Genomic DNA, 26,263 nt, shown 5'->3' on the forward strand with positions numbered 1-26,263 from the left:
GGCGAGGTCTCCAGAGGGATATTTGATGAATATATTGCGCCGAAAATGGCAGGGGCTGCCGCGCGGCATCGTCGTATTGATTACGGCACTGGCGATTTATGTCCCGCTGTTATTTATCGTGGTACAGAGTTTTCTTTCAGCCCCATTTTTTGCACGCTCGAAAGAATTCAGTCTCGAAGCTTTTGAATTTATCTTCACCGACCCGGATTTTTATCTGGCGCTGAAGTCCGGTTTTATTCTCGCCTTTGGCCTGGTGATCATCGCGATCCCGCTTGGCGGGATCCTGGCTTTTTTAATGGTGCGCACCGATTTGCCCGGACGACGGCTTATTGAACCGCTGATTCTGGTGCCTATTTTCGTTTCACCGATGGTGCTGGGCTTTGGTTACGTGGTGGCGGCCGGGCCGGTGGGCTTCTTCTCACAGTGGGCCGAACGACTGATAGGCTTCGTGCCGTGGAATATCTACTCCATGTTCAGCATCGTAGTGATCGCCGGGCTGACTCACGTTCCCCATGCTTATCTCTATATCTCTTCGGCGCTGCGCAGCGTTGGGTCGGATGTGGAGGAGGCCGCGCGGACGGTTGGCGCATCGCCGTTACAGGTGATGACCTCGGTGAGCCTGCCGATGGTGCGTCCGTCCATTCTCTACGCCTGCGTACTGCTATTTTTCCTCGGTCTGGAAGTGTTCGGCCTGATGCTGGTGTTGGGCGATCCGGAAGGCAACATGGTGCTGGCGACCTATCTTTATAAGCTCACCAATAAGCTGGGAACGCCTTCTTACCACCTGATGGCAGCGGTGGCGGTGGTGCTCATTTGCATCACCATTCCGCTGGTGATGCTGCAGCGCCGCCTGATGCGAACCGCTAACCGCTTCGTCACCATGAAGGGGAAAGCCTCGCAGGCCCGCGCGCTTCCGCTGGGAAAATGGCGTTGGGTCGCCGGGATTGTGGTGGTGGCGTGGTTGACGGTGACCATCGGCGTGCCGCTGATTGGCGTTGCGCTACGGGCGTTTATTTCGAACTGGGGTCTGGGCGTTTCGCTGTGGGACGAGCTGTCGCTGGCGACGTTCCGCAATATCTGGCAGCAGCCGAACCTGCTGCGCGCCATCGTTAACTCAATGGCGATTGGCGTGATTGGCGGGGCGCTGGCGGTGGTTTGCTACCTGTTCGTTGGTATTGCGATGCACCGTAAGCCGGACAACGTGACGCGCTTTCTCGACTACAGCGTGCTGGTGCCTCGCGCGGTGCCGGGCCTGCTGGCCGGACTGGCGTTTCTGTGGGTATTTTTGTTTCTGCCGATGTGGTTGGATCAGTCGCTGAAAAACGGTTGGCTCTCCGTGCTGCCGGTCGCCGACTGGCTGCGCGAACATCTGATTGTCCAATTGCGCGCGTTGCGTAATACCATTTTCAGCGTCTGGCTGGCCTATACCGTGGTGTGGATGGCCTACGGGCTGCGCCTGATCTCCTCGACGTTGCTGCAGGTGGCTCCGGAGCTGGAGGAGGCCGCGCGCAGTACTGGTGCATCGCGCGGGCAGATTACCCGTCATGTTACGGTACCGCTCTCGCGTTACGGCCTGATCGGCTCCTGGCTGCTGATGTTTCTGATCTTCGAGCGAGAATATTCTACCGGGGTCTATCTGCTCTCGCCGGGAACCGAAACCATCGGCTCAATGCTGGTGTCGCTGTGGGCGGCGGGGGCTATCGATATCGTTGCCGCACTCTCTTTTATTAATATCCTGCTGGTGGTCGTCGGTCTGGGTATCGCCCTGCGCTTTGGAGTGAAATTACATGATTGAATTATCGGTAGAAAATCTGCACTTGACCTACGGCGATAATCCGGTGCTGAAAGGTGTGTCAATGGAGCTTAAGCGGGGAGAGGTGGTCTCGTTGCTCGGGCCATCGGGTAGTGGTAAAACCACGCTGCTGCGGGCGGTCGCCGGCCTGGAGAAGCCGACCAGTGGGATGATTACCATTGGCAAAACCCGGGTGTATGACGGCAATCCACGCAGCGAAATCCCGGCGGAGGAGCGCAATCTGGGGCTGGTGTTTCAGTCCTACGCGCTGTGGCCGCATAAGACGGTGTTTGAAAATGTTGCCTATCCGCTGAAGCTGCGCAAGGTGGCGAATGAAGAGATAAAACAGCGGGTGCAGGCGGTGCTTGATCAGTTGGGGCTCGGCCATCTCGGCAATCGCCATCCGCATCAGCTCTCCGGTGGTCAGCAGCAGCGCGTGGCGATAGGCCGGGCGCTGGTGTACAACCCGCCGGTGATCCTGCTGGATGAACCTCTGTCGAATCTCGACGCCAAGCTGCGTGAAGAGGCGCGGGTTTTCCTGCGCGAACTGATTGTGAAGCTGGGGCTGTCGGCGCTGATGGTCACTCACGATCAGAATGAGGCGATGGCGATTTCCGATCGCATTTTGCTGCTTAATAACGGGGTGATTGAGCAGCAGGGGACGCCGCAGGAGATGTACGGTAACCCGACAACGTTATTCGCCGCCGAGTTTATGGGCAGCAACAACCGTCTGCATGGCAAAATTACCGATCTTGAGAACGGTCGGGCACGAATTGAAGGGGCCAGCTGGGCGCTGTGGGGGATGGCGGGAGAGGGCGTCAGGGTGGGTGAGGAGGCGACGGCGGTGATCCGTGTTGAACGCTTACGCCTGGCGTCATCGCCCGATGACAATATGCTGGCGCTGCCTCTGCTGACCAGTATGTATCTCGGCGATCGTTGGGAGTATCTGTTCCGCACTAAAGGCGATGATTTTGCCATTCGCGCCTACGGCAGCGCCCTGCGCGATGCCGAACATTGCCATCTTTCGCTGCCCGTAAATGATTTATGGATTTTCCCTAAGGGCTGAGAGGCTTAAATGCTGATCTCAGGAGGGACAGAGATGTTTCCTGTTAACCCTTATCAAACCGAAATAAAACCCGCGTGCTTGCGGGTTTCAGATTGCTGACAAAGTGCACCTGGCTGGAATTGCCCGGTGGCGGCTAGCGCCTTACCGGGCCTACGAAAAACGCACAATTTATTGATATTTTGGGTTTTGTAGGCCGGGCAAGGCGTCAGCCGCCGCCCGGCAGAAACGCGAGCACAATCTTATAAACCTGGTTTATCATCAGTCTCAAACCCGCGCTTGCGGGTTTTCTCTTTGCCAAAATAGCGTAAAAAGCGTCATCTGTGTTGTCTGACTATTGCTCAATCACGCGTCTTGATCGGTAGTTGGCAAGGGATAAATTAAGCGGCGGTTCTTGCTGAAGACTGGAAAAGTTTATGGCAGTAGGGGCAAATGAGTTGAGCACCTTTTTGTACTCGGCTGAAGCTGTGTTCTGAATCCTGGGAGCAGTTAGGGCAGTTGCATTTTACGAGATAATTACGGCGAGTTTTAGAGTCTTTGCGTTCTGACATATGATATTTCCTGATCTATGGGGTTAAGACCATACCTCATTTGCACGTAGATAGCTCTAACTGATTCTCTGACGCAACGGTGGTTTCATTCGATTGTGCGGCTTGCGCTGTGATCAATTGATGACAGAAATAGTTTTTACGTACAGGACGTTGCAAAAGAGTAAAATTTCCCCCAATTTTTTGTGATTTATATCACCCTTTAAAATAGACGTGTTATTTATCAGGGTGTTAGTGATATCATGTGTTTGCGATCAGAGAACAATTTTCTCCATATTCGTCTGATTAGAGGGAAAATAGGTAAGATTTTCTTCCCCGCCTAATATACATTTTAACTGTGGTTGAAGGATGCAAATCACTATGTTGATGATGAAATGGCCATCTATTATCTGGCCATTAAACGAAGTTTTGGCTGCTGTTTTATACGCCGACTTTGCTAACCAAAAAAATATAAGCTCACGATATTTTATGACTAATAATAGTTTGAGTGTACCCTATGAAAAATAGAACTATAGATATTGCAACCCTGGCTGTTCATGCTGGAAATCAATCCGATCCGGTAAACAACGCTATATTTACCCCGATTGTGACCGCCAGCTCTTTTATTCAACCTAATCTTTATGAAGGCGGCGATTTTTGCTATTCCCGCGTTTCTAACCCAACACGCACAGCTTATGAGTCAGCGCTCGCGGAACTGGAAGCAGGCATTTATGCTACCGCCACCGCGTCTGGAATGGCGGCAACGAACATTGTTATGGAGTTACTGCCGAAGGATGCGCATATTATCGCGATGAAAGGCGTATATGGCGGCACCTGGCGACTGTTTGAAAAACTGAAAACATTAACTACCGGGGCGACTATTTCCTATGTCGACCTTAATGATGAGGTGAGCCTGGTTAATAGTATTCAAGAGAATACGGCTTTAATCTGGATCGAAACGCCGACCAATCCACTACTTGAGTTGGTTGATATTGATAAGGTTTGTCGCATTGCCAAAGAACACGCAATCCTCACCTGTGTCGATAATACTTTTGCCAGCGCCTGGAATCATAAACCGCTCGAGATGGGGGCGGATATGGTAATGCTCTCCACCAGTAAATATATCGGGGGACACTCAGATTTAATTGGCGGTGCGGTGATCACCAATAATGAAGCATTAGCAGGACGGCTCGACTTTATCAAAACCACTATCGGCTCAATTGCTTCGCCTTTTGATGCCTATCTCGCACTACGTGGCATGAAAACGCTGGATCTGCGCATGGAACGTCAGTGCAGTAACGCGTTGCGAATTGCAGAATATCTCGAAAACCACCCGGCGATTGCCAGTGTTTATTACCCAGGCCTGCCGTCACACCCGCAATACCCGCTATGTAAGAAGCAAATGCGTTCAGGCGGCGCGGTAGTGACGGCGACCTTAAAAGGCGACATTCAGAGCCTGAAGCAATTTATCAGTGGTCTGCATTATTTTGTGCTGGCGGAGTCGCTGGGCGGCGTGGAGAGCATGATTAATCATTCGGCCTCCATGTCGCATGGGGCGATGTCAAAAGAAGAGCGCGAGGCTATTGGCGTTTATGACACCACGCTGCGTTTTTCCGTCGGCATTGAACATGTTGATGACTTAATTCAGGACCTGGACATCGCCTTCGCTGGTATGGACATCAAACAGGATAACCATCATGCATGACTATGGCATCTGGACGATCATTACCCCGCTGGTCACCATTATTCTGGCAATCCTGACTCGCCAGGTGATCCTCTCGCTGCTGACCGGTATTTTTGTCGGCTATGCGGTGATTAACCACAGTATTATTCAAGGCGTTGGCGGTACCCTGAACGGGATTATCGAAACCTTTGCGTCCGCAGGTAATGCGCGAACGATTATTTTTATGGTGATGATCGGCGGCATTATGCGGCTGATCGTCGTCACCGGCGGCGTGCGTAAACTGGTGCAATTTCTCTCGGAGAAAAACGATTTTGTCACCAATAAGAAGTCGGTTCAGCTGCTGGCGATGGTGGTCACATCGTTAATTTTTATCGAAAGTTCGATTAACCAGCTTATTGCCGGCGCCTCGACTAAAAACCTGGCCCGGCGCTATAAAGTCTCGCCGGAAAAGATGTCCTATATTATCCAGACGTCCTGCGTCTCGGTCTGTTCATCGGTGATGATCAATGGCTGGGGGGCGGCAATGATGGGGGTTATCGGCGTACAGATTGCGCAGGGCTATCTGACCGGTGAGCCTTTTGAAGTGCTGGCCAGCTCAATGGTCTGGAATACGATGGCCTGGTTTTCATTAGCCTCGGTACTCTTTTACATCCTCTCCGGCTGTAGCTGGGGACCCATGAAAAAGGCGGAAGTGAAGTTTGAAACCACCCTGACGGAAATAGAGCAGGATCAGGGGGAAGATGAAGCGGACCCGGTTATTGATCACCCGGCATGTAATTCAATGCTTAACTTCTTTATTCCGATTCTATCCACCGTATTAATGGTGCCAGTGGTGCTGTATATCACCGGTGATGGACAATTTTCCAAAGGCAGTGGTTCCATGTCGGTCTATTCCGGCGTGATGTTCGGTACCGTGGTCTCTTTTGTCTGGTTCAGAGTGCGCGGTATTCTCAACGTTGAGAACTTTTTCAAAGAGCTGTACATCGGCTATGCCAGCATGGTCAAAATTAGCTCAATTATGATTCTGGCCTTCCTGATGGGGCATATTTCGGCGGAGCTGAACACCGGGCAGTATATTGCCTCGATTACCTCCGGCGTTATTCCATCCGGTTTCTCGATTGGCTTTATCTTCCTGATTGCAGCGGTAATGTCGCTGGCGACGGGCACCTCCTGGGGAACCTTCGCGATTATGATCCCGATTGGCGTTCAACTGGGCGTGTCATTAGGTATTGACCCGCACTTTATGATCGGCGCGGCTATTTCCGGTTCAATTTTCGGCGACATGACTTCACCTATCTCCAGTGACGCTATCGTCGCATCGATGGCGACCAACTGCGACCATATTGAACATATCCGTACCCAGATGCCTTATGCGCTGGTGACGGGAGGTCTGGCGCTAATTGTCTATTTAATTGTTGGGTTTACCCTCTAACACTAAACATGATTTAAGGATTGACGATGACGAAGATTATTACGACTGAACAGGCTCCGGAAGCGATTGGCCCTTATATTCAGGGGGCGCGAACCGGTAATTTCATTTTTACTTCGGGTCAGTTGCCGATTAATCCGCAAACCGGAAATATTCCGGAGTGCGCTGAAGGTCAAACCCGTCAGAGCCTGGAGAATGTTCAGGCGATTATCGAAGCCGGTGGGCTTACGGTTGGTGATATTTGCAAGGTCACTATTTTTGTCAAAGACCTGAACGAGTTTGCCGCGATTAATAATGCCTATGCTGAATTTTTTACTCAGCGCAATGCCTCTTTCCCGGCGCGTTCTTGCGTGGAAGTCGCCCGGTTGCCAAAAGACGTCAAAGTAGAAATTGAGGCCGTGGCCTCTCAGAGCTAATCGAGCATCAATAAGACTCTACGGCGGCTGATGGCCGCCGTTTTTTTAAGAAAGGAAAGCGTCTATGTCCGTAAAAGAGTTTTTGAATACGTTACCGCGCGTAGAGTTGGTCGGTGGCGTTACGCCTGTTCAGCATCTGAAGCGCCTGTCGGAATATTTGCAGCGCGATATCTATATTAAACGCGATGATGTTTCACACCTTGGCATGGGCGGCAACAAGCTCAGAAAACTGGAGTTTCTGGCGGCAGATGCCATTAGCAAAGGTTGCGACACGTTGGTGACTGCCGGGGCGATTCAATCCAATCATGTACGCCAGACCGCGGCAGTGGCGGCGCATCTGGGGCTAAAATGCGTGGCGCTGCTCGAAAACCCGATTCAAACCACAGAATCCAACTATCTCTACAACGGTAACCATCTGTTGTTTAGTCTGATGGGCTGCCAGGTTGAAATGGTTGATGAGCTTAATGACCCGGATGCGCAGTTGCAGGTGCTTAGCGACCAGCTTTCGGCAAAAGGTGCGAAACCCTATATTGTTCCCGTTGGCGGCTCGAATGCGCTGGGTTCATTGGGCTACATTGATTGCGCTATAGAAATCGTTGAACAGTGCGACCAGCTGAGCCTCAATGTTCAATCCGTCGTGGTGCCATCAGGGAGCGCGGGGACGCATGCCGGGCTGGCGGTGGGTTTTGCTCACTGCCAGCCTGATATGGAGGTCGTAGGGGTCACGGTTTCTCGCCTGGTTGGCGATCAGCAGCCTAAGGTTGAGAAACTGCAGCGCGAGTTATCCGCTATGTTGAAGATCGAGTCACTGTCGCCGTTGAGGCTATGGGATGAGTATTTCGCACCGCGTTACGGGATGCCGAATACTGAGGGGATGCACGCGGTGGAGTTGCTGGCGCGGCTGGAAGGGATCATGTTAGATCCTGTTTATACCGGCAAGGCAATGGCTGGCTTGATTGATGGCGTGAAAAGGTCGCGGTTCGCCGGTAACGGGCCGGTGATGTTCATTCATACCGGCGGTGCCCCGGCGCTGTTTGCCTATCATCCTCACGTTTAGCCAGCATTTTAAACATGAGTTCGAACCACCCTGATGCCTATGGGCCAGGGTGGTTTTTTTTACGTTACGGCCTGGGGAGGTATAAAGGGAGAGGGGGGCTTTTATGCCGGGCGGCGGCTGACGCCTTGCCCGGCCTACAAAATCTTATACGTTACCGTTGGTCTGTGTGGGGGGACTAATAACGTTTATGTGCCATGATTTCGATGATTTGCCGGTCGGTATGCTGCATGGCGCGTCCGGCGATATCACAAAGATTGCGGATGGAATTTTCCACGTCGCGCTCAACAATTCCGTCATTCCCCGAGACCACCGAGTTATCCAGCGCCAGCAAAATGGCTTTCCAGGCAGAAGAGATACTGGTCGATACTTTCATTGAACAACTGCTGGAAGCGCCATCGCAAATCATGCCGCTGACGTCGCCAATCATGTTATTCACTGCCATGGCGATGTTGTCAAAGTTGCCGTCCATTAACCAGATAATCCCCGCCGCAGCACCCATCCCAGCGGTGGTGGTCGCGCACAGCGCCGACAGCCTCGGGAGTTTGCAATGGATATAGATAGCCACCAGATGTGAAAGCGCCAGCGCGCGGGCCAACTGCTGCGGGCTGGCATTGAGACGCTCGGCAGCCACCACCACCGGCATGGTGGCGGTGATCCCCTGGTTGCCGGAGCCGGAATTTGTCATTGCCGGTAGCGTCGCGCCGCCCATTCTGGCATCTGACGCGGCGCTGGTTCGGTAGAGGATCTCGGTAAAAATGTCGTCGGAAACGAGGCCCTTATCGACCTGGCGTTTGAGCGTTGGGCCGATGTGCAGGCCCCAGTCTTTAGACAGACCTTTCTTCGACAGGGCGTTGTTCATTGAGCCGGCGTCGAGAATAAAGTCGAGCTCTTCGCAAGGAACGACGCTAATGAAGTCATAAATGTCGCGCAGTGAACTGTGGACGAGCTGTTCCAGCGGATTGATGATGTCGTCACTGACCAGGCTTTCGTCTTTGATAAACAAAGGCTGACCCATTTTTTCAATCGAAACTACGTTGGTGTGGTCGCCAACAATGGTGACCGTGGCGTGCTGATCCCCGGCGTAGACCCTGGCGCGAACGTAGAGTATTTCATCACAGGGATCCTGCAATACCACGCGCACGGCTCCGACTTCTAATAACGCTCTGGCGGCATCAATTTCCCGTTGGGTGGCTCTTTTCAGCACTTCGAGCTTCGCCTGAGGATCGCCGGCGATAGCGCCCAGTGCGGCCGCAATGGGCAGACCGGTCATTCCGGTACCCGGGATAGTCACGCCCATACCGTTTTTCATTAAATTCGGTGATACCGCAGCTTCGATACGCACAATCGCGCCGGACAGGTGCTGCGCCGCGACGGCGCAGGCGAGGGCGACCGAGACCGGTTCGGTGCAGCCTAAAGCGGGTTTAACTTCCTGTTTCAGAGCATTAATGAAGATATTCCATTTAACGCGGCTTTCCCGGTGTGACATGACTGAGCCTCTGGGTCGGTACAGAAAAGTGTGAGTCGAGCGATGGCGTGATTTCTCGACGTTGATGTGCGCCTGTGGGCCGCGTTTGTCAATGCGACCGGCAGGAACGATAGTGGGAATATTAGCGCACTCGGCAGAGAAAAAAGTTGCTAGTTAAGTCTGTAAAACAGAGGATTCGGAGGAAATTTTTCTTCTTATTGGCGAACAATAGAAGTTTTTTTACCGTGTCCGATCGGCGATAGGGGAGATAAAAAAACCGGCAGGGCTGCCGGTTTTGCAATTAGATTTTGCAGGCGTCGCCGCAGTCGTCGTCGGCAACGATTGCCTGGGCTTTTTTGTCAGCATCTTCAAGGCGTTCAGCGTTACGTTCTTGCGCTTCTTCCAGGCCGCTAAAAACCAGGTTGTCGAGATCAATTTCCATGAGTTACCCATTTAAGTTCAGTTTTGACCGTAAGCAAGTATAGGTAAATCGGTCAACGGATGCACCCGGTGTGAGCGTGGACAGCACATACCGGTAAGCGCTGGCGCTATTTGATGCGGTTTAAACGGATAAAAATAGCAGGACGATCGCCAATGATAATTGATAACCAGATATCAATTATTAGAATGCTATTTATTAAACGAAACGACAACGAATGTTGGTTTAAACATTGACTTGCGGGGATTATGTTAATATCGCTGCGGTTATGGATGTATCTATGGATCTTAGTCAATGGTATCGACAACAGCAGTAGCCGCCATCAAAGAATGGCGGAAAAATAATAAAGTCATTTGTCATGTTAAACTCAAATATAAAAAGGTATTACGTAAATGCAGAGAGATACCTTTAACCGGAGGTAAATACAAGGAATATCAGGCGCTATGTGAAAAATACGCTTGTTCTAAATTAACCGGTGCAACGCAGGGGCTGGTTAGCTTTGAGGATAAACCCTTTAAAGCTTATCTAAACAAGAAAATGTCAAAAAGGGCGAAGCTCGACATCGCTTATGGCGCTTTGAATTTTATAGAAAAAACCTTCCGCCCTGAGGTATTGCCGCAGCTGTATGATGTGGCGGCGTTTGGTCGTTCGATGATCGCCATTCCCCTGAAAAACGGATCCAGTATTGAAGTGAAGCTGCTGGCGTCGCCTTTTCAGGAAGAAGGGGAACTGATGCTATTAATGTTCCTGGACGATAAACGCGTTTACAGCATCTGTTTTTCCTGTACCGAAGATGGCCGTGCCTATATTGGCGGTATTCAGGGAGGGAAAGATATTGATAATGAAGAGGTCAAAGTACTGACCAAAGAACTTTATGGTACTCGACCGAAAAATTTAATTATCACCCTGCTGTACGGTTTTTTAGCACATTATAATATCAACGACATTTATGCTATCGACAGCCATTACCATGTTAAGTGTGACAGAGTAAAAACCAGCTATTCTGAGCTGTGGCTGGAAATAGGCGGCGTGAAGCATTATCGCGGCTGGTATAAATTACCGCCGACTGAGATAAAGAAAAGCCTGGAAGAGGTCAAGAGCAAGCATCGTAGTCAGTTTATCAAGCGAGAAGGCTTGAAAGAGCTGGCGCAGATGGATCTTGCCACTTCACTACGCGAGATTGGCGTGAGTCAGCACGCGGGTTAAACGTCGAGGCTCAATTGCCGGCCAGCAGGGGGCTGCTGGTCGGTAATTTTAGCACAAATTATCTTCGATTTTTGTCTGCGACTTAATCCTACGTTGGAGCATATATATCGCCGCTGGCGAAATTATTCTGTATGCTCGAATTCCTTAAGGCGTTGTGGTAGCTGATGGATAGCAATAAGAACACCACGCGAGAGGTGGATAGCTCCCTGATCTTTCAACTTTGCCAACGTACGCATTACGCCGCTACGTAATAAAAATGTGCGTGAGAGAATGTAGTTTGCAGCAGTAATTTTATGCCTAATCTCCTCTGGTTCATTATTTAACTCGACTAATTGATGGAGGATGATTTCATAGCAAGAGAGTTTTGAAACCTTAAAACAGTGTGAATAAACTTTTGCTGAAGAGTATTCCAGCAGGCGCGAAACGTTTTCCCATAGTTGATGCTTGGCGATAATTTCATGCGCGTTTTCAATAGAGATTAATCCAATGATTGATGTTTCCTGAGTGCGTAGATAAATATGACGGGAGAAACGCAATTGACTATTCATACCAAATATAAACGGACCAGATTCGGAGTTGATGATCAGACCATCGTTGCTGCGATACAAAGCCATCGTACCACTGAATAAAATTAAACATTGCTGCTGATTTTCCCTCACTATGCCGATGTTTCGTCTTTTTTCCATTAACAATTTGTTACATTTGGCTTCCATGAATAGAATGAGTTGTTCGATGTCATACAGGGGTTTATTGATTGCACGAAGCAGATTGGTGTCATTTTGTATGCGGGGTATGATTTCCATGTGTTTGTTTTCCTTCTAAAAAAAGAGAACTCCCAAAAATAACAAATAGTAGCAAAAACATTATCAATGACTCTGTGTAGATTGATAAGACTCTATTTAGTCTACACATAGACCCGAAACATCTTGCTGGGAAAGTGGAGATAAGCTAAATATTAATTGTGTTGACAGAAATACAATCATTAACACCTTTCAGACTGCTTTAATTTTGAGTTTTATAATTTAAATTGATTTGGATTATCCTTAGTTGATGGTTTTTTTCTGGTAATGATATTAATAATCATTAGAGGAATGTGGTGTATGTAGTCATAAAGGATTGCTCGACAGTGGGTAGATAGTAGCCATGAGCAGAGTCAATACAGGAGCTATGTTCCTGATGCTCCTTTGAAAATACCGTCAGGTCGGCTATGAAAAAACGAAAATATTTGAGCAAAAAGGAAGTAGATGCTTTGATCCACGCATCACAGCAGCAGGAAAATACGTTGCGTGATTATTGCATGCTACTCATGTGTTTTATTCACGGGTTACGCGTCAGTGAGTTGCGATTTTTAAAAGTTAGCGATATTGATTTTTCCGGCCAGCGAATAGCTATACGGCGCTTAAAAAATGGTTTTTCAACGGTTCATCCTCTGCAGCCCAGAGAACACCTTGCACTTAAACAGTGGCTGGTTAAACGAGCGGGATGTTTAAATGCAGACCTTCCCTGGCTTTTTCTTTCGCGCATAGGCACGCCGCTATCGCGTCAGCATATTCATTCAATGATGCGCAATTATGGCGTGCAGGCGGGAATTCCCATCCCCGTACACCCACATATGTTACGCCATGCTTGCGGTTATGCGCTGGCGGAAGAGGGTGTAGATACGCGACTGATTCAGGATTATTTGGGTCACCGTAATATTCAACATACCGTACTATATACCGCCAGTAATCCGGCGCGATTTAAAGTCATTATCCTTTAAGCATTAATGAAACCTGGCTCCGTAAGAGCCAGGCAAGATTTAATTATAAGTGAAATTCATTATTACCATCGAACTGATATTCCCGGCCGTTGCGCCGCCTGTGGTGCTATACAGGCGTGCTTGCATATCGAATGTAGCACTATTATTGCTGTCGACATTAACCGACAAGGATTGACCATTACCGGCATTAACTGAACCGGTAACTTGCTGGAGTTCAATGGCAACATTGCGTGAGTTATCTGGCTGGCTTATATTGGCATATAATTTATTATCAATGCTGTCTATGGGGCCGGAAAAATGAGCGGTGACTTTGGATGTCCCGGTAGGGCAATCCCTCAATGTTACATTGAATTTTTTCCAGTCGGAATAGGAACTTGCCTCGCTCAATTTTTGACTGGGGATATTCTGCCCCAGGTTAATGCTATGAATGCCATTGTTCTCAAGAGTGCAGGAGGAGGCTATGATATCCCCGCTAATATAAATTGTGACATCGGCAGCGTATGTGGGCCACGGTAACGAAATTGCCATAAATATAGTTATGACGACAGGGCTGGCGATAATTCGCATTATCGACTCCTTATTAACAGGTTATAAATATGGGGTGGAATATTTTTAGTTGTACATCATCGTTAAGGTTGCAACCGCATTGGCGCTTCCCGGTATGATCTCCGGTGTATCCTGGTAATAGCGAAAAGTTAAAGGCAGGGCTATTGACGCTCCAGCTTCCGGGATGTGCCCGACCGGAAAGAAAGTATCAAATTGCACGGGATTGCCGTTATATAACACCTGCACGCCAAATCCGGTGATGCCTCTAATTAGTTGAATCTGATGTATAATGCGGGCTTTTGAGGTTCTTTCATGGCCAGCGTTAACATTCATTGTCCTCGTTGTCAGTCTGCACAGGTCTACCGCCATGGTCAGAACCCTAAAGGCCATGACAGATTTCGCTGCCGTGACTGCCACCGCGTTTTTCAGCTCACTTACACTTATGAGGCCCGTAAGCCGGGCATTAAAGAGCTGATCACTGAAATGGCCTTCAATGGCGCCGGGGTTCGCGATACCGCCAGAACACTGAAAATTGGCATTAACACCGTCATCCGGACTTTAAAAAACTCACGCCAAAGCGAATAACGTCTTCGCCCGTTGCTCATGCTGATGTGGCGCTTATCTGCGAACTTGATGAGCAATGGAGTTTCGTTGGCAGTAAAGCCCGGCAACACTGGCTCTGGTACGCGTATAACACCAAAACAGGGGGTGTACTGGCCTACACTTTTGGTCCCCGTACCGATGAAACCTGCCGGGAACTACTGGCACTGCTTACGCCATTCAACATCGGCATGATCACCAGCGACGACTGGGGCAGCTATGGCCGGGAGGTGCCGAAGGATAAGCATCTGACCGGAAAAATATTCACCCAACGGATTGAGCGCAATAACCTGACGCTGCGCACCCGCATTAAGCGCTTGGCTCGTAAAACAATCTGCTTCTCGCGTTCAGTAGAGATCCACGAAAAAGTCATCGGGACGTTTATTGAAAAACACATGTTCTACTAATTGGAAGCATCACCCCAAATCCTTGTGCAACGCCAGTTTCATTGGTTAAGGCTATTATGCCGTTTGCCGTAGAGAGATAACGCTGACTACTGATTGAGGTATTCACCGTGACCTTATCATCACATCTCACTGGGATATTCAGGGTCTGTTCTGCGCTTGTGCTACCAGGGCCGGAAAATTGACTGACTGGAACGGTGCCCATCACAACATTTAACGTTGAAGGCACGGTACAGCTCACCGATTTGTAGATGATATCCCCGGTATAACTCACGTAGTTTTGCGGTCCTTGATTACCAATACCAAGACCGGTGTCGTAAACCCCCATACCGAATTGCGTCTGGGCGGCATCCAGCGTGCCACTAATGGCGGTTTCCGCCGTTTTCACCAGCGTTAATTTAACCGTATACCCGAAATTCATTGATGGGTCGGTAGAAATATACCCCAGGGCATCTGCGCGTGTATCGCAATTACGACCCGCGGCTTTAATCCTGCGACCTGCGCTATTTTCCAGTGCAATGCCAATTCCTTCAACCCCCGTTTTATAGACTCCTGGAAAGCCGGCGATCTCCGTGCCAGTGCCATAATAGCAGGCGATAATGGGGTGTCCTGGCATGACGGGGGCCCAGCCGATCCTGTTTTTACAGCTGCCGCTAAAGGTAAAAACTCTCTGGGTTCCGGGAATATCGCTTCCTACCGGCAGCGCCCTTGATACCGCGATTCTTGAAAGCTGCTGGGTATAGGGCGTCGGGGGCGAACTGGGGCAAAAGTTATCCGCCGCATGGGCCACGGGTACTGCTCCTGCTGTCAGTATCGCGAGTACAAAGGGGTACGTTAATCTCTTCATGTCGCCATGCTCCTGTTACAGACACTGTCCGTTAATTTTGATGATCCCGCTGCTGTTTTGTGCCAGGCGGTAATTAACTTTGCATAGACCATCCGTCTCATTGCCCCATTTCACCTGCAGTTGGCCGTTGTCTTTTAGACCCGTCAGATAAACCTGCCCGCCGTCACCGACAATAAAGCTTTTCTGATCCGGATTTTCTACATCGGTGACCATCGCGCCGAAAGGAACCGGGGAACCGTCGCGTCTTTTCAGATTCATCAAAACTCTTTTACCGAGGCTGGTTTGATAACGGGCTTTCACCACCGCGCCGCGCGTTGGGACGACGGTTTGCGTGGTCAGCGTCAACTCAGCATCATCAGCCAGGGTTTCGGTATTCAACGTCAGATCGTTTTTACGATACGGGCTTACGTAGGGCACGACGGTATAGCCAAAGAGGTCGGTTTTGACGCCTGACTGCCCCTGCACCATGACGTTTTGCGCGCCGGGGGCGGCGATAAGCGCGATGGTTTCTCCAAGAGGTTGGCTGAAGGTAATGCCGTTGCGATGGGCGACAATACCGCCCTGAAGCCCGTAGTTCAGACGCTCGCTATAGCGGTCCCAGGCATATCCGCCGAGCAGTTCCCCATATGAGGCACGCCAGTCAGCATTGATCCCGCCGCTATTTCCCTGCCCCTGAGAGCCATAGCCCTGCATCACGCTCCAGCTCAGATTGTTATCGGCAAGCAGCGTGCCGCCAATACTCAGGCTGTTGTTGGTGTTGCCCTGTTTGCTGGTATTAAGCATGTAGCTGGCATAGGTTGATTTGCCGGCAAAAAATTTATCCAGCGGAACGTTGATATTGAGCGAGAAGAGTTGGTCGCGATCATATGTGCGCCCGGAGTGCTGACCGTAGCGTTCGGTGGAATTGATGTTGTAGCTGTAGGTCAGCCCGAAACTGATGCCGTTGTACGAATTATTGTAGCTCGCGCTGTAGGACTCCATACGCTTATGGCTGTTCCAGTAATCTTCGCGTATAGCACTGAGCGCGATGTTTCCACCGACCTGAAAAAGATCCTGGGTGATGGTGAGCTCTGCGCGATTGCGTCTGCGCTCGGCCTGGGCATACCGCTGTCCATCGCGCCAGGTGTCGAGGACCTCTTGCATCCCCCAATAGCCGCTGGTGGCGTAGCGATATCCCGCCAGCGCGAAGTTGGTGCCGGTCTGTACCAGATTTTTGCTGTAGCGAATCCGCCAGGATTGGCCGTCTTCCCGCTCCTCACCTTTTTGATGCGACCAGGCCTGGGTGACATCAGCGGAAATAGCGCCAAGATAACCCAGGTTTTTACCGACGCCCAACGCTAAAGACTGGTATTTGCTGCTGAACTGACCGCCGCCGTACAGGGTATATCCCGCAGGCAGTCCGTAAATTACGTTGCCAGTTGTCAGCGGTATTTTGTCGATGCCGTTGTCATACGCGCGGTAGACCCCGGTAGTCACGGCGTATTTTAACCGGCCTTCACGTTGTAGTACGGGGACCGAGGCGTAGGGCACGACCAGTAACTGTTCGCTGCCGTCGGATTCTTTGATTGTCACATACAGGTCGCCGGAGCCGCCGGTAGGGTACATATCGGTAATTTCAAAGCTGCCGGGGGATACGTAGGTCTGATAAATGACGTAACCGTTCTGGCGGATCGTGACCTGGGCGCTGGTTCGGGCAATCCCCCGGACCACGGGCGCATAGCCTCGCAGACTTTCCGGGAGCATGTCATCATCTGACGCCAGTTGGCCGCCGCGAAACGGAATACTGTCGAAAACATCTGAAGGCGTGGTGCTGTCGCCAAGCGTCAGGCGGCTCTTCAGAGAGCGTATGTCGCGCTGTGCGTAGGTATAGACCGTATCCCATTTTGCCGAGGTTGTGCCTTTTGCATCCTGACTGCTGTTGCGGTTCCAGGTGGTGTAGTTGCGCAGCCGCCAGGGGCCAATGTTAAGGCCGGGGCGCAAGTTGGCGTACTGGCTGTTGCTGTCGTTCCCGATGCCGTTTTTCGCCCAGCTATCCGCGCCGCTCACGCTGTAATTTAATAAGGCCGCAGGAACGCCATCATCCCACAGCGCCGGATCGACCCATCCGCGTGCGGCGTTGGCAATCGACGACTGCGGAAAGCTCAGTAGTAGCTGTTGACGGGAGAAGCGAAAGTCAGCGCTGGCTTGCGCAATAGCGGAGAGCCTGGCGCAGGTGGCGTCGGCGGCCCCGAGTTGCGGGTAACGGCGAGTCATGACGCCCCATGAAGCCAGGTCGCTCACCGCCAGGCAGGGCTGCAATGTCTCTTGCCCCTGGGCGTTTTGTTGAAGCCGGAATTCAACATCGCGGGTATCCACCTTGCTGTCATTGACGTAAATATCCACCCGGTAAAGACCTGGTAACTGTCCTCCTTGTTCGTTGAAGGCGGAGAGGTCGGTTGTTGCTTGTCCGCCCGAACCCGTTTCAAGAAGGGCAGGATTAAACAGCTCGCGGGCATACGCTTCGCAGGGAATACCCGCCATTAGAATAAATTGGGTGGCGATAAAACAGGCCAGATGTTTCATACGCAGGGGCGTATCGATCGAAGGTCTTTTATTCATCCTGAAATACTCCTTAGCTGGCGGGGGAAATACCCGCAGCGTAAACAGTCGACTGCAGTTCGTTAGCGAACAGCGCTGTGACTCTCCCCAATGCCGCCAAAGTCACTGATGATTTTCCAGGACACCTGACCTGATATGTTGGCTGGAGTGTCAAAGGTTGCCGAACTCATCGGCGCGACAAAGGTGGCTTGCGCAATGGGATGATTTCCTACCGTCACTTCGTTGAAATTCATATAAAACGCTGTCGGGTTTGTTACCGTCAGCTTGTTACCGCGATGGCTCCAGCTCAGTCTTTTCGTCACTTCTTCAGGAATACCCTTTACCGTACTGGGACGATAGATAAGCTTGATACGGGTTCTGATAGCGATCTGTAGGGTATTTGCGCCATCAGGTGTATTGCTTGCTGGAATGGTTTTAACGTTGAGCCAGTAGAGTGATTCGCGATCGACAGGAAGTTTGCCGCCGGTATAGACGATCCGCAGCAAATTCTGTTCGTTGCCCTCCAGACGGAATAGCGGAGGGGTAATAATAAAAGGTGGTTTCGCCGGATCGTTGGCTTGGGACTCAATCCAGGATTGAATAAGGTAGGGGCTGGTATCGGAATTGCTGACGCTCAAAGAAGTCTCTTTTTTAGCGCCATCAAAAATAAGCCGCGTGCCGCCGACGGTAACGCCACCGTTTTCGGCGATGACTGTCTGACTACTGACCAGCAATGTGAGGAGGAGAGGGAGTGCCATATATCTGCTATGCATGATGTCCATATACTCCACAAAAAATAAGGGGGACGGACCGGTCGTAACCGGCCCGCAGGAATATCGCCTGCAGAACAGAAATAAGCAGGCGGAATATCCTTTAGTTGTAATTGAGGGTGAAGTTGCTGGTCGAATTCGCCTGACCTGCGGTCACTGTGCTTGCTGTCGCATAATAACGAGCAACGAAGTCGAGATTATTATTACCAGGGCTAAGGGGATAAGCGGAAGAGGCAGTATATAATGGGACAACGACGTTTTTATTGTCCATCAGTTGAATACCCACCCCTTTTGCCATATCCGTCTGCTGGGTCAGCGCCAGAAGAGTATTGACATTGCTATCCGCCGTACCATCGAATTTCACCGTGGCGGAACTGACGGATTTTGGACAGTCTTTCAGGGCTATAGTGAATTTCGTCGGCGAGGCGGTGGACCCTGCGCCGGTGAAGGCCTTACTGGAGACTGTCCCCATCATGACCGACAGAGGGTTACTCATGTTATTAACAACGGTACAGGCGGTATCGGTAATTGAGCCGTAGAAATTAATTTTACCATCATCAGCAAAAACGGATGCTGACATTGCGCCGGTCATCATAACTGCGGCAATAAGACATTTTTTCATAAATAGGGTCCTTAACATTTAAGATCTATGATTTACGGGGTTGGCGATTTTTAAGATCGCGAAGCACCCTTATTAATCTGAACGCCATGGGTTCCTTGGAAATACCTCTTGCTGTAGATGAGCTTATTTCTGCAGGAGACATTTTGTATCAAAGTGTCATGTTTGGTTTATTCGGTTTTATTCTTTGGATTTGCGAAAATAAATGCCATGGAAGGCGTCTTTTGTGAAATTAAATGCCAGTGCAGAGCGGGGAAATGTTAAGGATGTAGGTTTGTGGCGATAGCGATATTGATAGGCAGATGAGAGTCAAAAAATGGAGGTGATTTTAATTCATTGATAATTAATGGAATTAGTCATTGCGCACAATAAAAACCACATAAGTTGACAGGTTATAGGCTATTCATTATGTTAGTGACAATCTGATACATTATGTCAAGTAAGGCGCATATTATTTATGTTTTCACCATATATTTTTAAATCTTGCGGCATTACTCGCTGTATAAAGCACCGTGTGCTGGATGTTTCTGTGGCCGAGATAATCCTGAATCAGTCGGGTATCCATTCCTTTATCGGCGAGTGAAAAACCACAGGCATGGCGAAGCATATGGGGATGTGCCGTAATCCTTAACCCAGCTCTTTGACTGTAATGACTGATCAGCACGTGGATCCGCTGACGCGATAGTGGCGTCCCTTTTTGCGATAAAAAAAGCCAGTCACTGTCACTATTACGATAGTTTTTTCGCACAGACAGCCAGTCATGGATGAACGCCTTCTCGCTGGAAAATAAAGGATGAGTGGTAGAAAAACCGTTTTTAAGACGTTTGACGTAAATCGAATTGTTATGCAGGTCAAGGTCAGATAGCTGCCAGTGACGAATTTCGCTCACTCGACAACCATGAATAAAACACATCCAGATCAAGCAACGGTCTCTTTCCGGGTTAGCGCCTTTCGATGCTTCGTGAATGATTTTTTTAATTTCCGTCTCCGTAAGATATTTTCGTTTGTTCATGATTAACCTCCTGAATAGTCATGATGATGTTTTGTCAGATAGATAAAGGGACGAAATACTACGCCATATCGGGCGCAACTAACGAATTGCGCCCGGTATGATTAAACAGGGGGCGAAGGATAGCAAGGTGGTTTCCGGGTCTTCCATCGCCGCAGTATGGGCTGATTTTTGCCTGTATCTGACCCGTTTAGGTCGGCTGAAAATCCTCGTGCTCCTTGGTGTAAGACTCGTTTTCTGCTTAGTCTTATAACCGCATGACTCTTCAACTTACTTTTATAAATTAAAAAATTTTAAACATTTAATGCTGTATAATTTTACATAACATTTACAAATGCATATGATTTCTTACGTTCTTCGCTCTGGTCTGGAGCGTCCAACCAACATGATATGCGGTCTGTGCTTTTATCATCTCGATAAGGCACTGTTTAAAATAAATGTTTTGGTTTTTTCGACTGACGTCGTATGGGATGAAATATGGACGAACGACAAGGTAGCGGGAGAGGGATTTTCTTCACCGTCTACCGGTTACTCTTTGTACTCCTAAGCTTTGGCATAGGGCTTTTTTTCACTATCTGGGGCGGCAAACTCCTCTCTCTTGGCGGTAGCGCCTGGTATCTGCTAGCCGGTGTGGCTTATCTGCTTATCGCCGTCGGCTTTATCACCCGCAGTAAATATGTTCTCCCTTTCGCTATTCTGACTTTCCTGTTAACCCTGTGCTGGGCACTGTATGAAGTGCAGTTCAGCTACTGGGGCCTGATCCCACGCCTGGTGGTTCCGGCGCTGATGCTGATGTTGGCGCTGTGGCTAGCGACCACGCTGCCGGTGAAACGCGCTCGGGTGCGCTACGCCAACTGGAGCGCGTCGGCGATTTTCCTCGCACTGCTGGCGACGCTGGTGTCGGCGTTTTACCCGCACGGTGGCATTCATAACGGGGTGGTAAAAGCGAGCAATGACAAAACGCCAACGCTGGCGTCGAAAAGCGATAACTGGGAATTCTTTGGTCGCGATGCGTCCGGTACCCGCTTCGCGCCGTATGATGACATCACCCCGGAGAACGTCAAAAACCTGAAGGTGGCCTGGACCGCGCATACCGGACGGCGTCTTACCGGTGCCGGGATTGGCGTCGATGAAAATACTCCGCTGCAAATTGGCGACACGCTGTACTCTTGCACGCCGCTAAACGTTGTCACCGCGCTGGATGCGGATACCGGCAAACCGCGCTGGCGTTTTGACCCGCAGGCGCAGACCGCTGAACACGTGACCTGCCGCGGCGTGGGTTATTACGATGTGCAGAGCGACGATTCGCTGAGTGTGGAAGAGAAGTCCAGTCCGGCGTTGCAACAGTGCCCGCAACGTATTCTAATCTCTACCGTTGATGCACGCTTGATCGCGCTGAACGCCAAAAGCGGCGAACTGTGCGATGACTTTGGCGACCACGGCAGCGTTGATCTGAAACAGGGCATGGACAATACCGAAAACAGCAAGCGCTATCACCCGACCTCAACGCCGGTGATCATGGGGCACATTGCGGTGCTTGGCGGCTGGGTGCGCGATATTGTTCACGGCGAGCCGTCTGGCGTGGTGCGCGCGTTTGATGTGCGTACCGGTAAAGTGGTCTGGGCCTGGGACGTGGGCCAGCCGGAAAACATTACCGATCCGGAAAAAGGTCGTGTCTACACCCTCGAAACGCCGAACGTCTGGACGGTGCCGGGTTTTGATAAAGAGCTGAACCTGATTTACCTACCAACCGGTAACGGCCCGCCAGATTACTGGGGCGGCGATCGCAACGAGGCTAAAGAGAAATACGGCTCATCCGTCGTGGCGGTGGATGCCAGCACCGGGGAGACAAAGTGGGTCTTCCAGACCGTGCATCACGATATCTGGGATTATGACCTGCCATCGCAGCCGGTGCTGTTCCATATGAAAAACGACAAGGGCGAAGAGATTCCGGTTCTGATCCAGACGACCAAAACCGGGCAGATTTACGTCCTTGATCGTCGGACGGGCAAGCCGGTGACCCGCGTGGAAGAGCTGCCTGTTGCTCACGATGGCGCAGAAGGTGAGCATCTCTCGGCGACTCAGCCGTTCTCCACCGGAATGCCGCAGTTGGGCGTTGAGCCGCTGACCGAGAAATCGATGTGGGGCGTCACGCCGTTTGATCAGTTGATGTGCCGTATCGACTTCAAAGAATCGACGTATCTGGGGATGTACACTCCGCCGTCAGAGAAGCCCTATATTGAATGGCCTAGTCTGCTGGGCGGTATGAACTGGGGTGGTATCACCATCGATGAGCGCACCGGTACGCTGTTCGTCAACGACATGCGGATGCCGCTGAGAATGTCGCTGGTGCGTCAGGAGGATATGGCGAAATATAAAGTCTCCACCGACGAAGTTCCGGGCTTTATGGGCACCGTGCGTCCGCAGGTTGCCGGGCCTTACGGCGGCGTGCGGATCGACATTCTGCAATCGGCGCTGGGCGTGCCGTGCAATACGCCGCCGTTTGGCACCATGAGCGCGATTGACCTCAACACCCGTCAGTTGATGTGGCAGGTGCCGATGGGTTCGGTTGAGGATACCGGTCCGCTGGGCCTGAAAACGCATCTGCACATCCCATTGGGTATGCCGACGTTGGGCGGCCCGACTTCAACCGCTTCCGGGCTGGTGTTCTTTGCCGGGACTCAGGATAACTACCTGCGTGCGCTGGATTCCTCGACCGGTAAAGAGCTGTGGCGCGCCCGTCTGCCGGTAGGTGCCGTGGCGGCTCCGCTTATCTATAAGTCACCGAAGACCGGGAAAGAGTATGTGGTGATCTCCGCAGGCGGCGCCAGCCACTCGCCGGACGTTGGCGATGATATTATCGCTTACGCGCTGGAAGAGTAGCGCTTACCGGTTATAAATCACTGAACCACCTCATGGTGAAGTCAGAATCCGCAAACGTTAACCGTTTGCGGATTTTTTGTGCTTGTTGCACGGGCTACTGAGCGCAATTTCAGCGATCTCCTTGCCTGTAAAACGGTTACAGGAAAAGTCTTCTTAAGGAAATTTATAACCTGGATCACGGAAATTAATTTCTAAAACATAAAATCTATTTCCGACATTAACTTGCTAAGATTTTTTTCGAAAGCCAATGCTGTGCACGCTCAGCATTTACGTAGAGGTACACCTCATGCGCAAAGATTTAACCAGCAATGAGCTTAGAATTTACAAATTCTGTCAGGAGAACCCCGCAGACGTTTATGAAATGCGAATTCATGAGCTGGCGGAGCGCGTATATACCACCGCGCCGTCAATTTCAAAACTGGTGAAAAAATTAGGCTTCAACAACTATCAGGAGTTTAAGGTTGATATTCGTGATGCTTTCTCGATGTCCAATAGCTCCCAGCAGCATCATGCATTTGTTAGTCAGTATATGCAGGAAGTACAGGATGCCTTAACCCGGGTCTCAGAGAAAAAAGTACAAGCATTTTGTGATTTTTTATGCGGCTGCAATACGATCATTACCTGGGGATACGGGACGTCGGACAGCGTTGCCCGCTACGTCAGCTATAACCTGATGGTGCTCGGTTTTAATATTCTTAACGAAACGGATTATACCAATTGCAACGTGCGTAGCCGCTTTCTTACCCCTGACGACTGCGTGTTAATTGTGTCAAATAGCGGTGAGTCGGAGATGTTAGACGAGATAATGTCTAACGCCAGAAAACATGGGGTCAAGGTAGCGGCGATCACCAGTCGGCAAAATTCGACGCTAGCTCGTCAGGCCGATGCCGTATTGATCTATAAAAACGCGATTATAAAAGACAGCGTATTTGAAAATATTAGCTACCCGATTCAGGTAGCGATCGTCGATATCATGCTTTTCCATTTATCAAACGTCAGAAAAGTGTCGCTAAAATTTAATTCTAAGGTAGAAGACTCATGAAAAAAGTTAAGCTGGTGGTGATCGGGGCAGGGAGTAGCTATACGCCGGAATTAATTGAAGGGGTGATAAAAAATCATGCTCAACTGCCTATTTCGCACATTGATTTCGTTGATGTGGAGATGGGGCAAGAGAAAATGAATATTATTTTCCAACTGACCCAACGGATGCTGGCGAAAGTCGGTTTAGCGATTGAAGTCACCCAGACATTCGATCGTAAAGCTGCGCTGCAGGGCGCTGATTTCGTCATTACGCAGCTACGTGTAGGGGGCATCGACGCCAGAATCATTGATGAAGCGCTACCGAAGTCATACGGTTTCATTGGTCAGGAAACGAACGGCGCGGGCGGTATGTTTAAAGCCTTGCGCACCATCCCGGTGATCATTGAGATAGCTAACGAGATGAAGGAAATCTGCCCTGACGCCTGGCTGATTAACTTCACCAATCCTGCCTCAATGGTCACGGAAGCCGTCCTGAAATACAGTAACAATCATCGGGTTATCGGGCTGTGTAATGGCCCTATCAATATGACGCATAAAGTCGCCGAGCTGCTGAACGTCAATGTGGATGATCTATACGTTGAGTTTAAAGGTTCCAATCACATGAACTTTATCACCAAAATTCTTCATAAAGGCGAAGAGTGCATTGATAAAGTGATTGATATTATGAACGCTTCTGATGTTGACGAACTTGGCTTCAAAAACGTGAATAACGAGCAGTTTAATCACGAGTTGTTATCCGCCACTCATCTTATTCCCTCTTCATATTTGAAGTATTACATCAAAACGGAAGAGCTGCTTGCTGAGCAGAATGCGGCTGAACTGTCGCGTGGAGAAGTGGTTAAAAATATTGAAGCTGAACTGTTTAAAAAATACAGTGACGAATCCTTGCAGGAGAAACCTAAAGAGCTGGAGGCCAGAGGTGGGGCGCTCTATTCCACTGCCGCATTAAATGTCATTCGGGCTATTTATCTGGATGATAAAAGCATCCAGGCGGTCAACGTGCGTAATAATGGCGCCATCACCAATTTACCGTTCGATGCGGTGGTTGAAGTGAATTGCGTGCTGACCCGCAACGGACCAATACCGATTTGTACCGGCGAAATTCCTTCGCCAGCCAAAGGGATTGTTTCAATGATGAAAGATTATGAGGCTCAGGTGGTTAAGGCCGCGGCGACTGGCGATTACCCCACACTCATATCTGCGTTTGTATTTAACCCCTTATGCTCAAGCGATAACCGCGGCATTGAATTAGTCAAAGAGATGCTGCTGGCCAATAAAAAGTATTTACCTCTGTTCGCCAAAAAAATTGAATCACTTCAATCGCGGGAGCTTTCTGATGAAAACGACAACCTTTAGCAATAACCCTGCGCTTGCCGCGCAGGTAGTTAGCGAGTTAGCCGAGCTTAAGCCGAATTCACGTATCTTGATTCCGTCAGGAAGTACGCCGTGTTGGATATATGATGCCCTGGCAGCAACCACTATTGCCAAAGACCATACTTTTTTTGCTCTCGACGAGTGGGTCAACGTCCCAAGCGATCTGGACGGTAGTTGTCTGAGCATGATTAACGCGGATTTTGTACATAAGTGCCAGCATCCGGTGAAGTTGGTGCATTTCGATCCTTTTGCCGCGATGGAACAGAATATCGCCATGTATAACGCGGCTCTGGAGGAGCAGGAATTTGATTATGTCATTCTGGGTGTGGGAATGAACGGGCACATTGGCTTGAACGAACCCGGCGTGACGTTTGATGCAGACTATCTGCAGACCGAACTGGATGACATCACCATTAAGGTCGCCAGTAGCAAATATTTTTCTGGCGATGTGACCCTGACCGAAGGCATCACCGTGGGCCTGAATAAGATCGTTAAAGCTAAAAAAGTGATTGTGATTATTAACAACGAAAACAAAAAAGGCGTCTATCAGGATATTGTCAATGGTGATGCACTCAATACCAATATACCCGCCGTTTATATTAAAAAATTCCCTCAGGTTCATTACTATATTACAAAAGATCTGCAAGGATAACTGCCTATGAGCATAACCTCTTTACTCGAACAAAGGATGTTGCCATTAGCTGAGAAAATATCGTCAAACATCTATTTGTCGGCACTAAAAAGTGCATTCATTGC

At 50.0% G+C, this 26,263-nt stretch carries 24 protein-coding genes; 13 read left to right on the top strand and 11 right to left on the bottom strand.

The window, feature by feature from the left end; all coding sequences use genetic code 11:
* The first annotated feature begins 25 nt into the window (after positions 1 to 25).
* Both AC07P6_RS13655 and AC07P6_RS13660 read left to right on the top strand, forming a co-directional pair.
* Positions 26 to 1,795: an ABC transporter permease gene (locus AC07P6_RS13655; RefSeq protein ID WP_182239254.1), complete on the top strand. Its 1,770-nt coding sequence runs from the start codon at positions 26 to 28 to the stop codon at positions 1,793 to 1,795.
* Positions 1,788 to 2,858 (top strand): ABC transporter ATP-binding protein, encoded by a 1,071-nt coding sequence (locus AC07P6_RS13660; RefSeq protein ID WP_478316638.1) that lies wholly within the window; start codon positions 1,788 to 1,790, stop codon positions 2,856 to 2,858. The genes AC07P6_RS13655 and AC07P6_RS13660 overlap by 8 nt, the downstream gene beginning before the upstream one ends.
* A gap of 377 nt (positions 2,859 to 3,235) precedes the next feature.
* On the opposite strand, the gene AC07P6_RS13665 is transcribed toward AC07P6_RS13660, so the two are convergent.
* Positions 3,236 to 3,406 carry a YnfU family zinc-binding protein gene (locus tag AC07P6_RS13665; RefSeq protein ID WP_220022285.1) on the bottom strand — a complete coding sequence of 57 codons (171 nt, stop codon included), beginning with the start codon at positions 3,404 to 3,406 and terminating at the stop codon, positions 3,236 to 3,238.
* 493 nt (positions 3,407 to 3,899) lie between these two features.
* On the opposite strand from AC07P6_RS13665, the gene AC07P6_RS13670 reads away from it, so the two are divergent.
* The 4 genes from AC07P6_RS13670 (at position 3,900) to AC07P6_RS13685 (ending at position 7,968) form a co-directional block, all read left to right on the top strand.
* Positions 3,900 to 5,087, top strand: a complete 1,188-nt coding sequence (locus AC07P6_RS13670; protein WP_182240800.1) for a trans-sulfuration enzyme family protein — start codon at positions 3,900 to 3,902, stop codon at positions 5,085 to 5,087.
* Positions 5,080 to 6,498, top strand: a complete 1,419-nt coding sequence (locus tag AC07P6_RS13675) for a Na+/H+ antiporter NhaC family protein (protein WP_182239250.1) — start codon at positions 5,080 to 5,082, stop codon at positions 6,496 to 6,498. Before AC07P6_RS13670 ends, AC07P6_RS13675 begins: the two co-directional genes overlap by 8 nt.
* Before the next feature lie 26 nt (positions 6,499 to 6,524).
* On the top strand, positions 6,525 to 6,911 hold the full coding sequence (locus tag AC07P6_RS13680; RefSeq protein WP_181485972.1) for a RidA family protein: 387 nt from the start codon (positions 6,525 to 6,527) through the stop codon (positions 6,909 to 6,911).
* A 64-nt stretch (positions 6,912 to 6,975) separates the two neighbouring features.
* Positions 6,976 to 7,968, top strand: a complete 993-nt coding sequence (locus tag AC07P6_RS13685; RefSeq protein WP_478316641.1) for a D-cysteine desulfhydrase — start codon at positions 6,976 to 6,978, stop codon at positions 7,966 to 7,968.
* 175 nt (positions 7,969 to 8,143) lie between these two features.
* On the opposite strand, the gene AC07P6_RS13690 is transcribed toward AC07P6_RS13685, so the two are convergent.
* Both AC07P6_RS13690 and AC07P6_RS13695 read right to left on the bottom strand, forming a co-directional pair.
* Positions 8,144 to 9,454, bottom strand: coding sequence for an L-cysteine desulfidase family protein (locus AC07P6_RS13690; protein ID WP_478316643.1), 1,311 nt, complete (start codon positions 9,452 to 9,454; stop codon positions 8,144 to 8,146).
* 280 nt (positions 9,455 to 9,734) lie between these two features.
* Positions 9,735 to 9,875: a hypothetical protein gene (locus AC07P6_RS13695; RefSeq protein WP_004102786.1), complete on the bottom strand. Its 141-nt coding sequence runs from the start codon at positions 9,873 to 9,875 to the stop codon at positions 9,735 to 9,737.
* A gap of 291 nt (positions 9,876 to 10,166) precedes the next feature.
* Between AC07P6_RS13695 and AC07P6_RS13700 the strand changes: the two genes are divergently transcribed.
* A complete protein-coding gene (locus tag AC07P6_RS13700; protein WP_478316645.1) occupies positions 10,167 to 11,078 on the top strand; it encodes a DUF535 family protein in 912 nt (303 codons plus the stop codon).
* A 122-nt stretch (positions 11,079 to 11,200) separates the two neighbouring features.
* Here AC07P6_RS13700 and AC07P6_RS13705 read toward each other — a convergent pair whose 3' ends face one another.
* Positions 11,201 to 11,881, bottom strand: a complete 681-nt coding sequence (locus tag AC07P6_RS13705; protein ID WP_478316647.1) for a helix-turn-helix domain-containing protein — start codon at positions 11,879 to 11,881, stop codon at positions 11,201 to 11,203.
* 404 nt (positions 11,882 to 12,285) lie between these two features.
* On the opposite strand from AC07P6_RS13705, the gene AC07P6_RS13710 reads away from it, so the two are divergent.
* A complete protein-coding gene (locus tag AC07P6_RS13710; RefSeq protein WP_478316649.1) occupies positions 12,286 to 12,837 on the top strand; it encodes a tyrosine-type DNA invertase in 552 nt (183 codons plus the stop codon).
* A gap of 39 nt (positions 12,838 to 12,876) precedes the next feature.
* On the opposite strand, the gene AC07P6_RS13715 is transcribed toward AC07P6_RS13710, so the two are convergent.
* Together AC07P6_RS13715 and AC07P6_RS13720 are read right to left on the bottom strand one after the other, a co-directional pair.
* On the bottom strand, positions 12,877 to 13,404 hold the full coding sequence (locus AC07P6_RS13715; RefSeq protein WP_478316651.1) for a fimbrial protein: 528 nt from the start codon (positions 13,402 to 13,404) through the stop codon (positions 12,877 to 12,879).
* A 45-nt stretch (positions 13,405 to 13,449) separates the two neighbouring features.
* Positions 13,450 to 13,716, bottom strand: a complete 267-nt coding sequence (locus AC07P6_RS13720; protein WP_478316653.1) for a fimbrial protein — start codon at positions 13,714 to 13,716, stop codon at positions 13,450 to 13,452.
* On the opposite strand from AC07P6_RS13720, the gene AC07P6_RS13725 reads away from it, so the two are divergent.
* Positions 13,696 to 14,390 (top strand): IS1-like element IS1N family transposase gene (locus AC07P6_RS13725; protein ID WP_087786203.1). Its coding sequence is split into 2 segments (ribosomal slippage): positions 13,696 to 13,942 and positions 13,942 to 14,390, totalling 696 coding nucleotides; the frame shifts between segments, so codons are not numbered across the junction. The genes AC07P6_RS13720 and AC07P6_RS13725 overlap by 21 nt on opposite strands.
* Here AC07P6_RS13725 and AC07P6_RS13730 read toward each other — a convergent pair.
* The 5 genes from AC07P6_RS13730 to AC07P6_RS13750 all read right to left on the bottom strand — a co-directional run bounded on the left by AC07P6_RS13730 (position 14,365) and on the right by AC07P6_RS13750 (position 20,212).
* The gene (locus AC07P6_RS13730; RefSeq protein ID WP_478316654.1) at positions 14,365 to 15,234 is read right to left on the bottom strand and encodes a fimbrial protein; all 870 of its coding nucleotides are present in this window, start codon (positions 15,232 to 15,234) and stop codon (positions 14,365 to 14,367) included. The genes AC07P6_RS13725 and AC07P6_RS13730 overlap by 26 nt on opposite strands.
* Positions 15,235 to 15,249: 15 nt before the next feature.
* Positions 15,250 to 17,832, bottom strand: a complete 2,583-nt coding sequence (locus tag AC07P6_RS13735) for a fimbria/pilus outer membrane usher protein (RefSeq protein WP_478316656.1) — start codon at positions 17,830 to 17,832, stop codon at positions 15,250 to 15,252.
* A 62-nt stretch (positions 17,833 to 17,894) separates the two neighbouring features.
* Positions 17,895 to 18,584: a fimbrial biogenesis chaperone gene (locus tag AC07P6_RS13740; protein ID WP_478316998.1), complete on the bottom strand. Its 690-nt coding sequence runs from the start codon at positions 18,582 to 18,584 to the stop codon at positions 17,895 to 17,897.
* Positions 18,585 to 18,684: 100 nt separating this feature from the next.
* Positions 18,685 to 19,203 (bottom strand): fimbrial protein, encoded by a 519-nt coding sequence (locus AC07P6_RS13745; RefSeq protein ID WP_478316658.1) that lies wholly within the window; start codon positions 19,201 to 19,203, stop codon positions 18,685 to 18,687.
* Positions 19,204 to 19,663: 460 nt separating this feature from the next.
* Positions 19,664 to 20,212: a tyrosine-type DNA invertase gene (locus tag AC07P6_RS13750; protein WP_478316660.1), complete on the bottom strand. Its 549-nt coding sequence runs from the start codon at positions 20,210 to 20,212 to the stop codon at positions 19,664 to 19,666.
* A gap of 474 nt (positions 20,213 to 20,686) precedes the next feature.
* Here AC07P6_RS13750 and AC07P6_RS13755 point away from each other — a divergent pair, with 474 nt between their 5' ends.
* From AC07P6_RS13755 to AC07P6_RS13770, 4 genes are all read left to right on the top strand, one after another.
* Complete coding sequence (locus AC07P6_RS13755) at positions 20,687 to 23,092, top strand: membrane-bound PQQ-dependent dehydrogenase, glucose/quinate/shikimate family (RefSeq protein ID WP_478316662.1); 2,406 nt, start codon at positions 20,687 to 20,689, stop codon at positions 23,090 to 23,092.
* Positions 23,093 to 23,378: 286 nt separating this feature from the next.
* A complete protein-coding gene (locus AC07P6_RS13760; protein ID WP_182239239.1) occupies positions 23,379 to 24,134 on the top strand; it encodes a MurR/RpiR family transcriptional regulator in 756 nt (251 codons plus the stop codon).
* On the top strand, positions 24,131 to 25,489 hold the full coding sequence (locus tag AC07P6_RS13765; protein ID WP_478316664.1) for a 6-phospho-beta-glucosidase: 1,359 nt from the start codon (positions 24,131 to 24,133) through the stop codon (positions 25,487 to 25,489). Before AC07P6_RS13760 ends, AC07P6_RS13765 begins: the two co-directional genes overlap by 4 nt.
* Complete coding sequence (locus tag AC07P6_RS13770) at positions 25,470 to 26,159, top strand: 6-phosphogluconolactonase (protein ID WP_434663328.1); 690 nt, start codon at positions 25,470 to 25,472, stop codon at positions 26,157 to 26,159. The genes AC07P6_RS13765 and AC07P6_RS13770 overlap by 20 nt, the downstream gene beginning before the upstream one ends.
* Positions 26,160 to 26,263: the final 104 nt, after the last annotated feature.

The organism is Klebsiella sp. GFKo11, assembly GCF_056490265.1.

Bases quoted from the DNA above. Each gene is read 5' to 3' on its own strand.
- AC07P6_RS13690 (WP_478316643.1), bottom strand. From the start codon at position 9,454: ATGTCACACCGGGAAAGCCGCGTTAAATGGAATATCTTCATTAATGCT.
- AC07P6_RS13750 (WP_478316660.1), bottom strand. From the start codon at position 20,212: ATGAACAAACGAAAATATCTTACGGAGACGGAAATTAAAAAAATCATT.
- AC07P6_RS13660 (WP_478316638.1), top strand. From the start codon at position 1,788: ATGATTGAATTATCGGTAGAAAATCTGCACTTGACCTACGGCGATAAT.
- AC07P6_RS13670 (WP_182240800.1), top strand. From the start codon at position 3,900: ATGAAAAATAGAACTATAGATATTGCAACCCTGGCTGTTCATGCTGGA.
- AC07P6_RS13755 (WP_478316662.1), top strand. From the start codon at position 20,687: ATGGACGAACGACAAGGTAGCGGGAGAGGGATTTTCTTCACCGTCTAC.
- AC07P6_RS13715 (WP_478316651.1), bottom strand. From the start codon at position 13,404: ATGCGAATTATCGCCAGCCCTGTCGTCATAACTATATTTATGGCAATT.
- AC07P6_RS13730 (WP_478316654.1), bottom strand. From the start codon at position 15,234: ATGAAGAGATTAACGTACCCCTTTGTACTCGCGATACTGACAGCAGGA.
- AC07P6_RS13665 (WP_220022285.1), bottom strand. From the start codon at position 3,406: ATGTCAGAACGCAAAGACTCTAAAACTCGCCGTAATTATCTCGTAAAA.
- AC07P6_RS13760 (WP_182239239.1), top strand. From the start codon at position 23,379: ATGCGCAAAGATTTAACCAGCAATGAGCTTAGAATTTACAAATTCTGT.
- AC07P6_RS13675 (WP_182239250.1), top strand. From the start codon at position 5,080: ATGCATGACTATGGCATCTGGACGATCATTACCCCGCTGGTCACCATT.
- AC07P6_RS13685 (WP_478316641.1), top strand. From the start codon at position 6,976: ATGTCCGTAAAAGAGTTTTTGAATACGTTACCGCGCGTAGAGTTGGTC.
- AC07P6_RS13710 (WP_478316649.1), top strand. From the start codon at position 12,286: ATGAAAAAACGAAAATATTTGAGCAAAAAGGAAGTAGATGCTTTGATC.
- AC07P6_RS13655 (WP_182239254.1), top strand. From the start codon at position 26: ATGAATATATTGCGCCGAAAATGGCAGGGGCTGCCGCGCGGCATCGTC.
- AC07P6_RS13695 (WP_004102786.1), bottom strand. From the start codon at position 9,875: ATGGAAATTGATCTCGACAACCTGGTTTTTAGCGGCCTGGAAGAAGCG.
- AC07P6_RS13735 (WP_478316656.1), bottom strand. From the start codon at position 17,832: ATGAATAAAAGACCTTCGATCGATACGCCCCTGCGTATGAAACATCTG.
- AC07P6_RS13705 (WP_478316647.1), bottom strand. From the start codon at position 11,881: ATGGAAATCATACCCCGCATACAAAATGACACCAATCTGCTTCGTGCA.
- AC07P6_RS13770 (WP_434663328.1), top strand. From the start codon at position 25,470: ATGAAAACGACAACCTTTAGCAATAACCCTGCGCTTGCCGCGCAGGTA.
- AC07P6_RS13700 (WP_478316645.1), top strand. From the start codon at position 10,167: ATGGTATCGACAACAGCAGTAGCCGCCATCAAAGAATGGCGGAAAAAT.
- AC07P6_RS13720 (WP_478316653.1), bottom strand. From the start codon at position 13,716: ATGAATGTTAACGCTGGCCATGAAAGAACCTCAAAAGCCCGCATTATA.
- AC07P6_RS13745 (WP_478316658.1), bottom strand. From the start codon at position 19,203: ATGAAAAAATGTCTTATTGCCGCAGTTATGATGACCGGCGCAATGTCA.
- AC07P6_RS13680 (WP_181485972.1), top strand. From the start codon at position 6,525: ATGACGAAGATTATTACGACTGAACAGGCTCCGGAAGCGATTGGCCCT.
- AC07P6_RS13765 (WP_478316664.1), top strand. From the start codon at position 24,131: ATGAAAAAAGTTAAGCTGGTGGTGATCGGGGCAGGGAGTAGCTATACG.
- AC07P6_RS13740 (WP_478316998.1), bottom strand. From the start codon at position 18,584: ATGCATAGCAGATATATGGCACTCCCTCTCCTCCTCACATTGCTGGTC.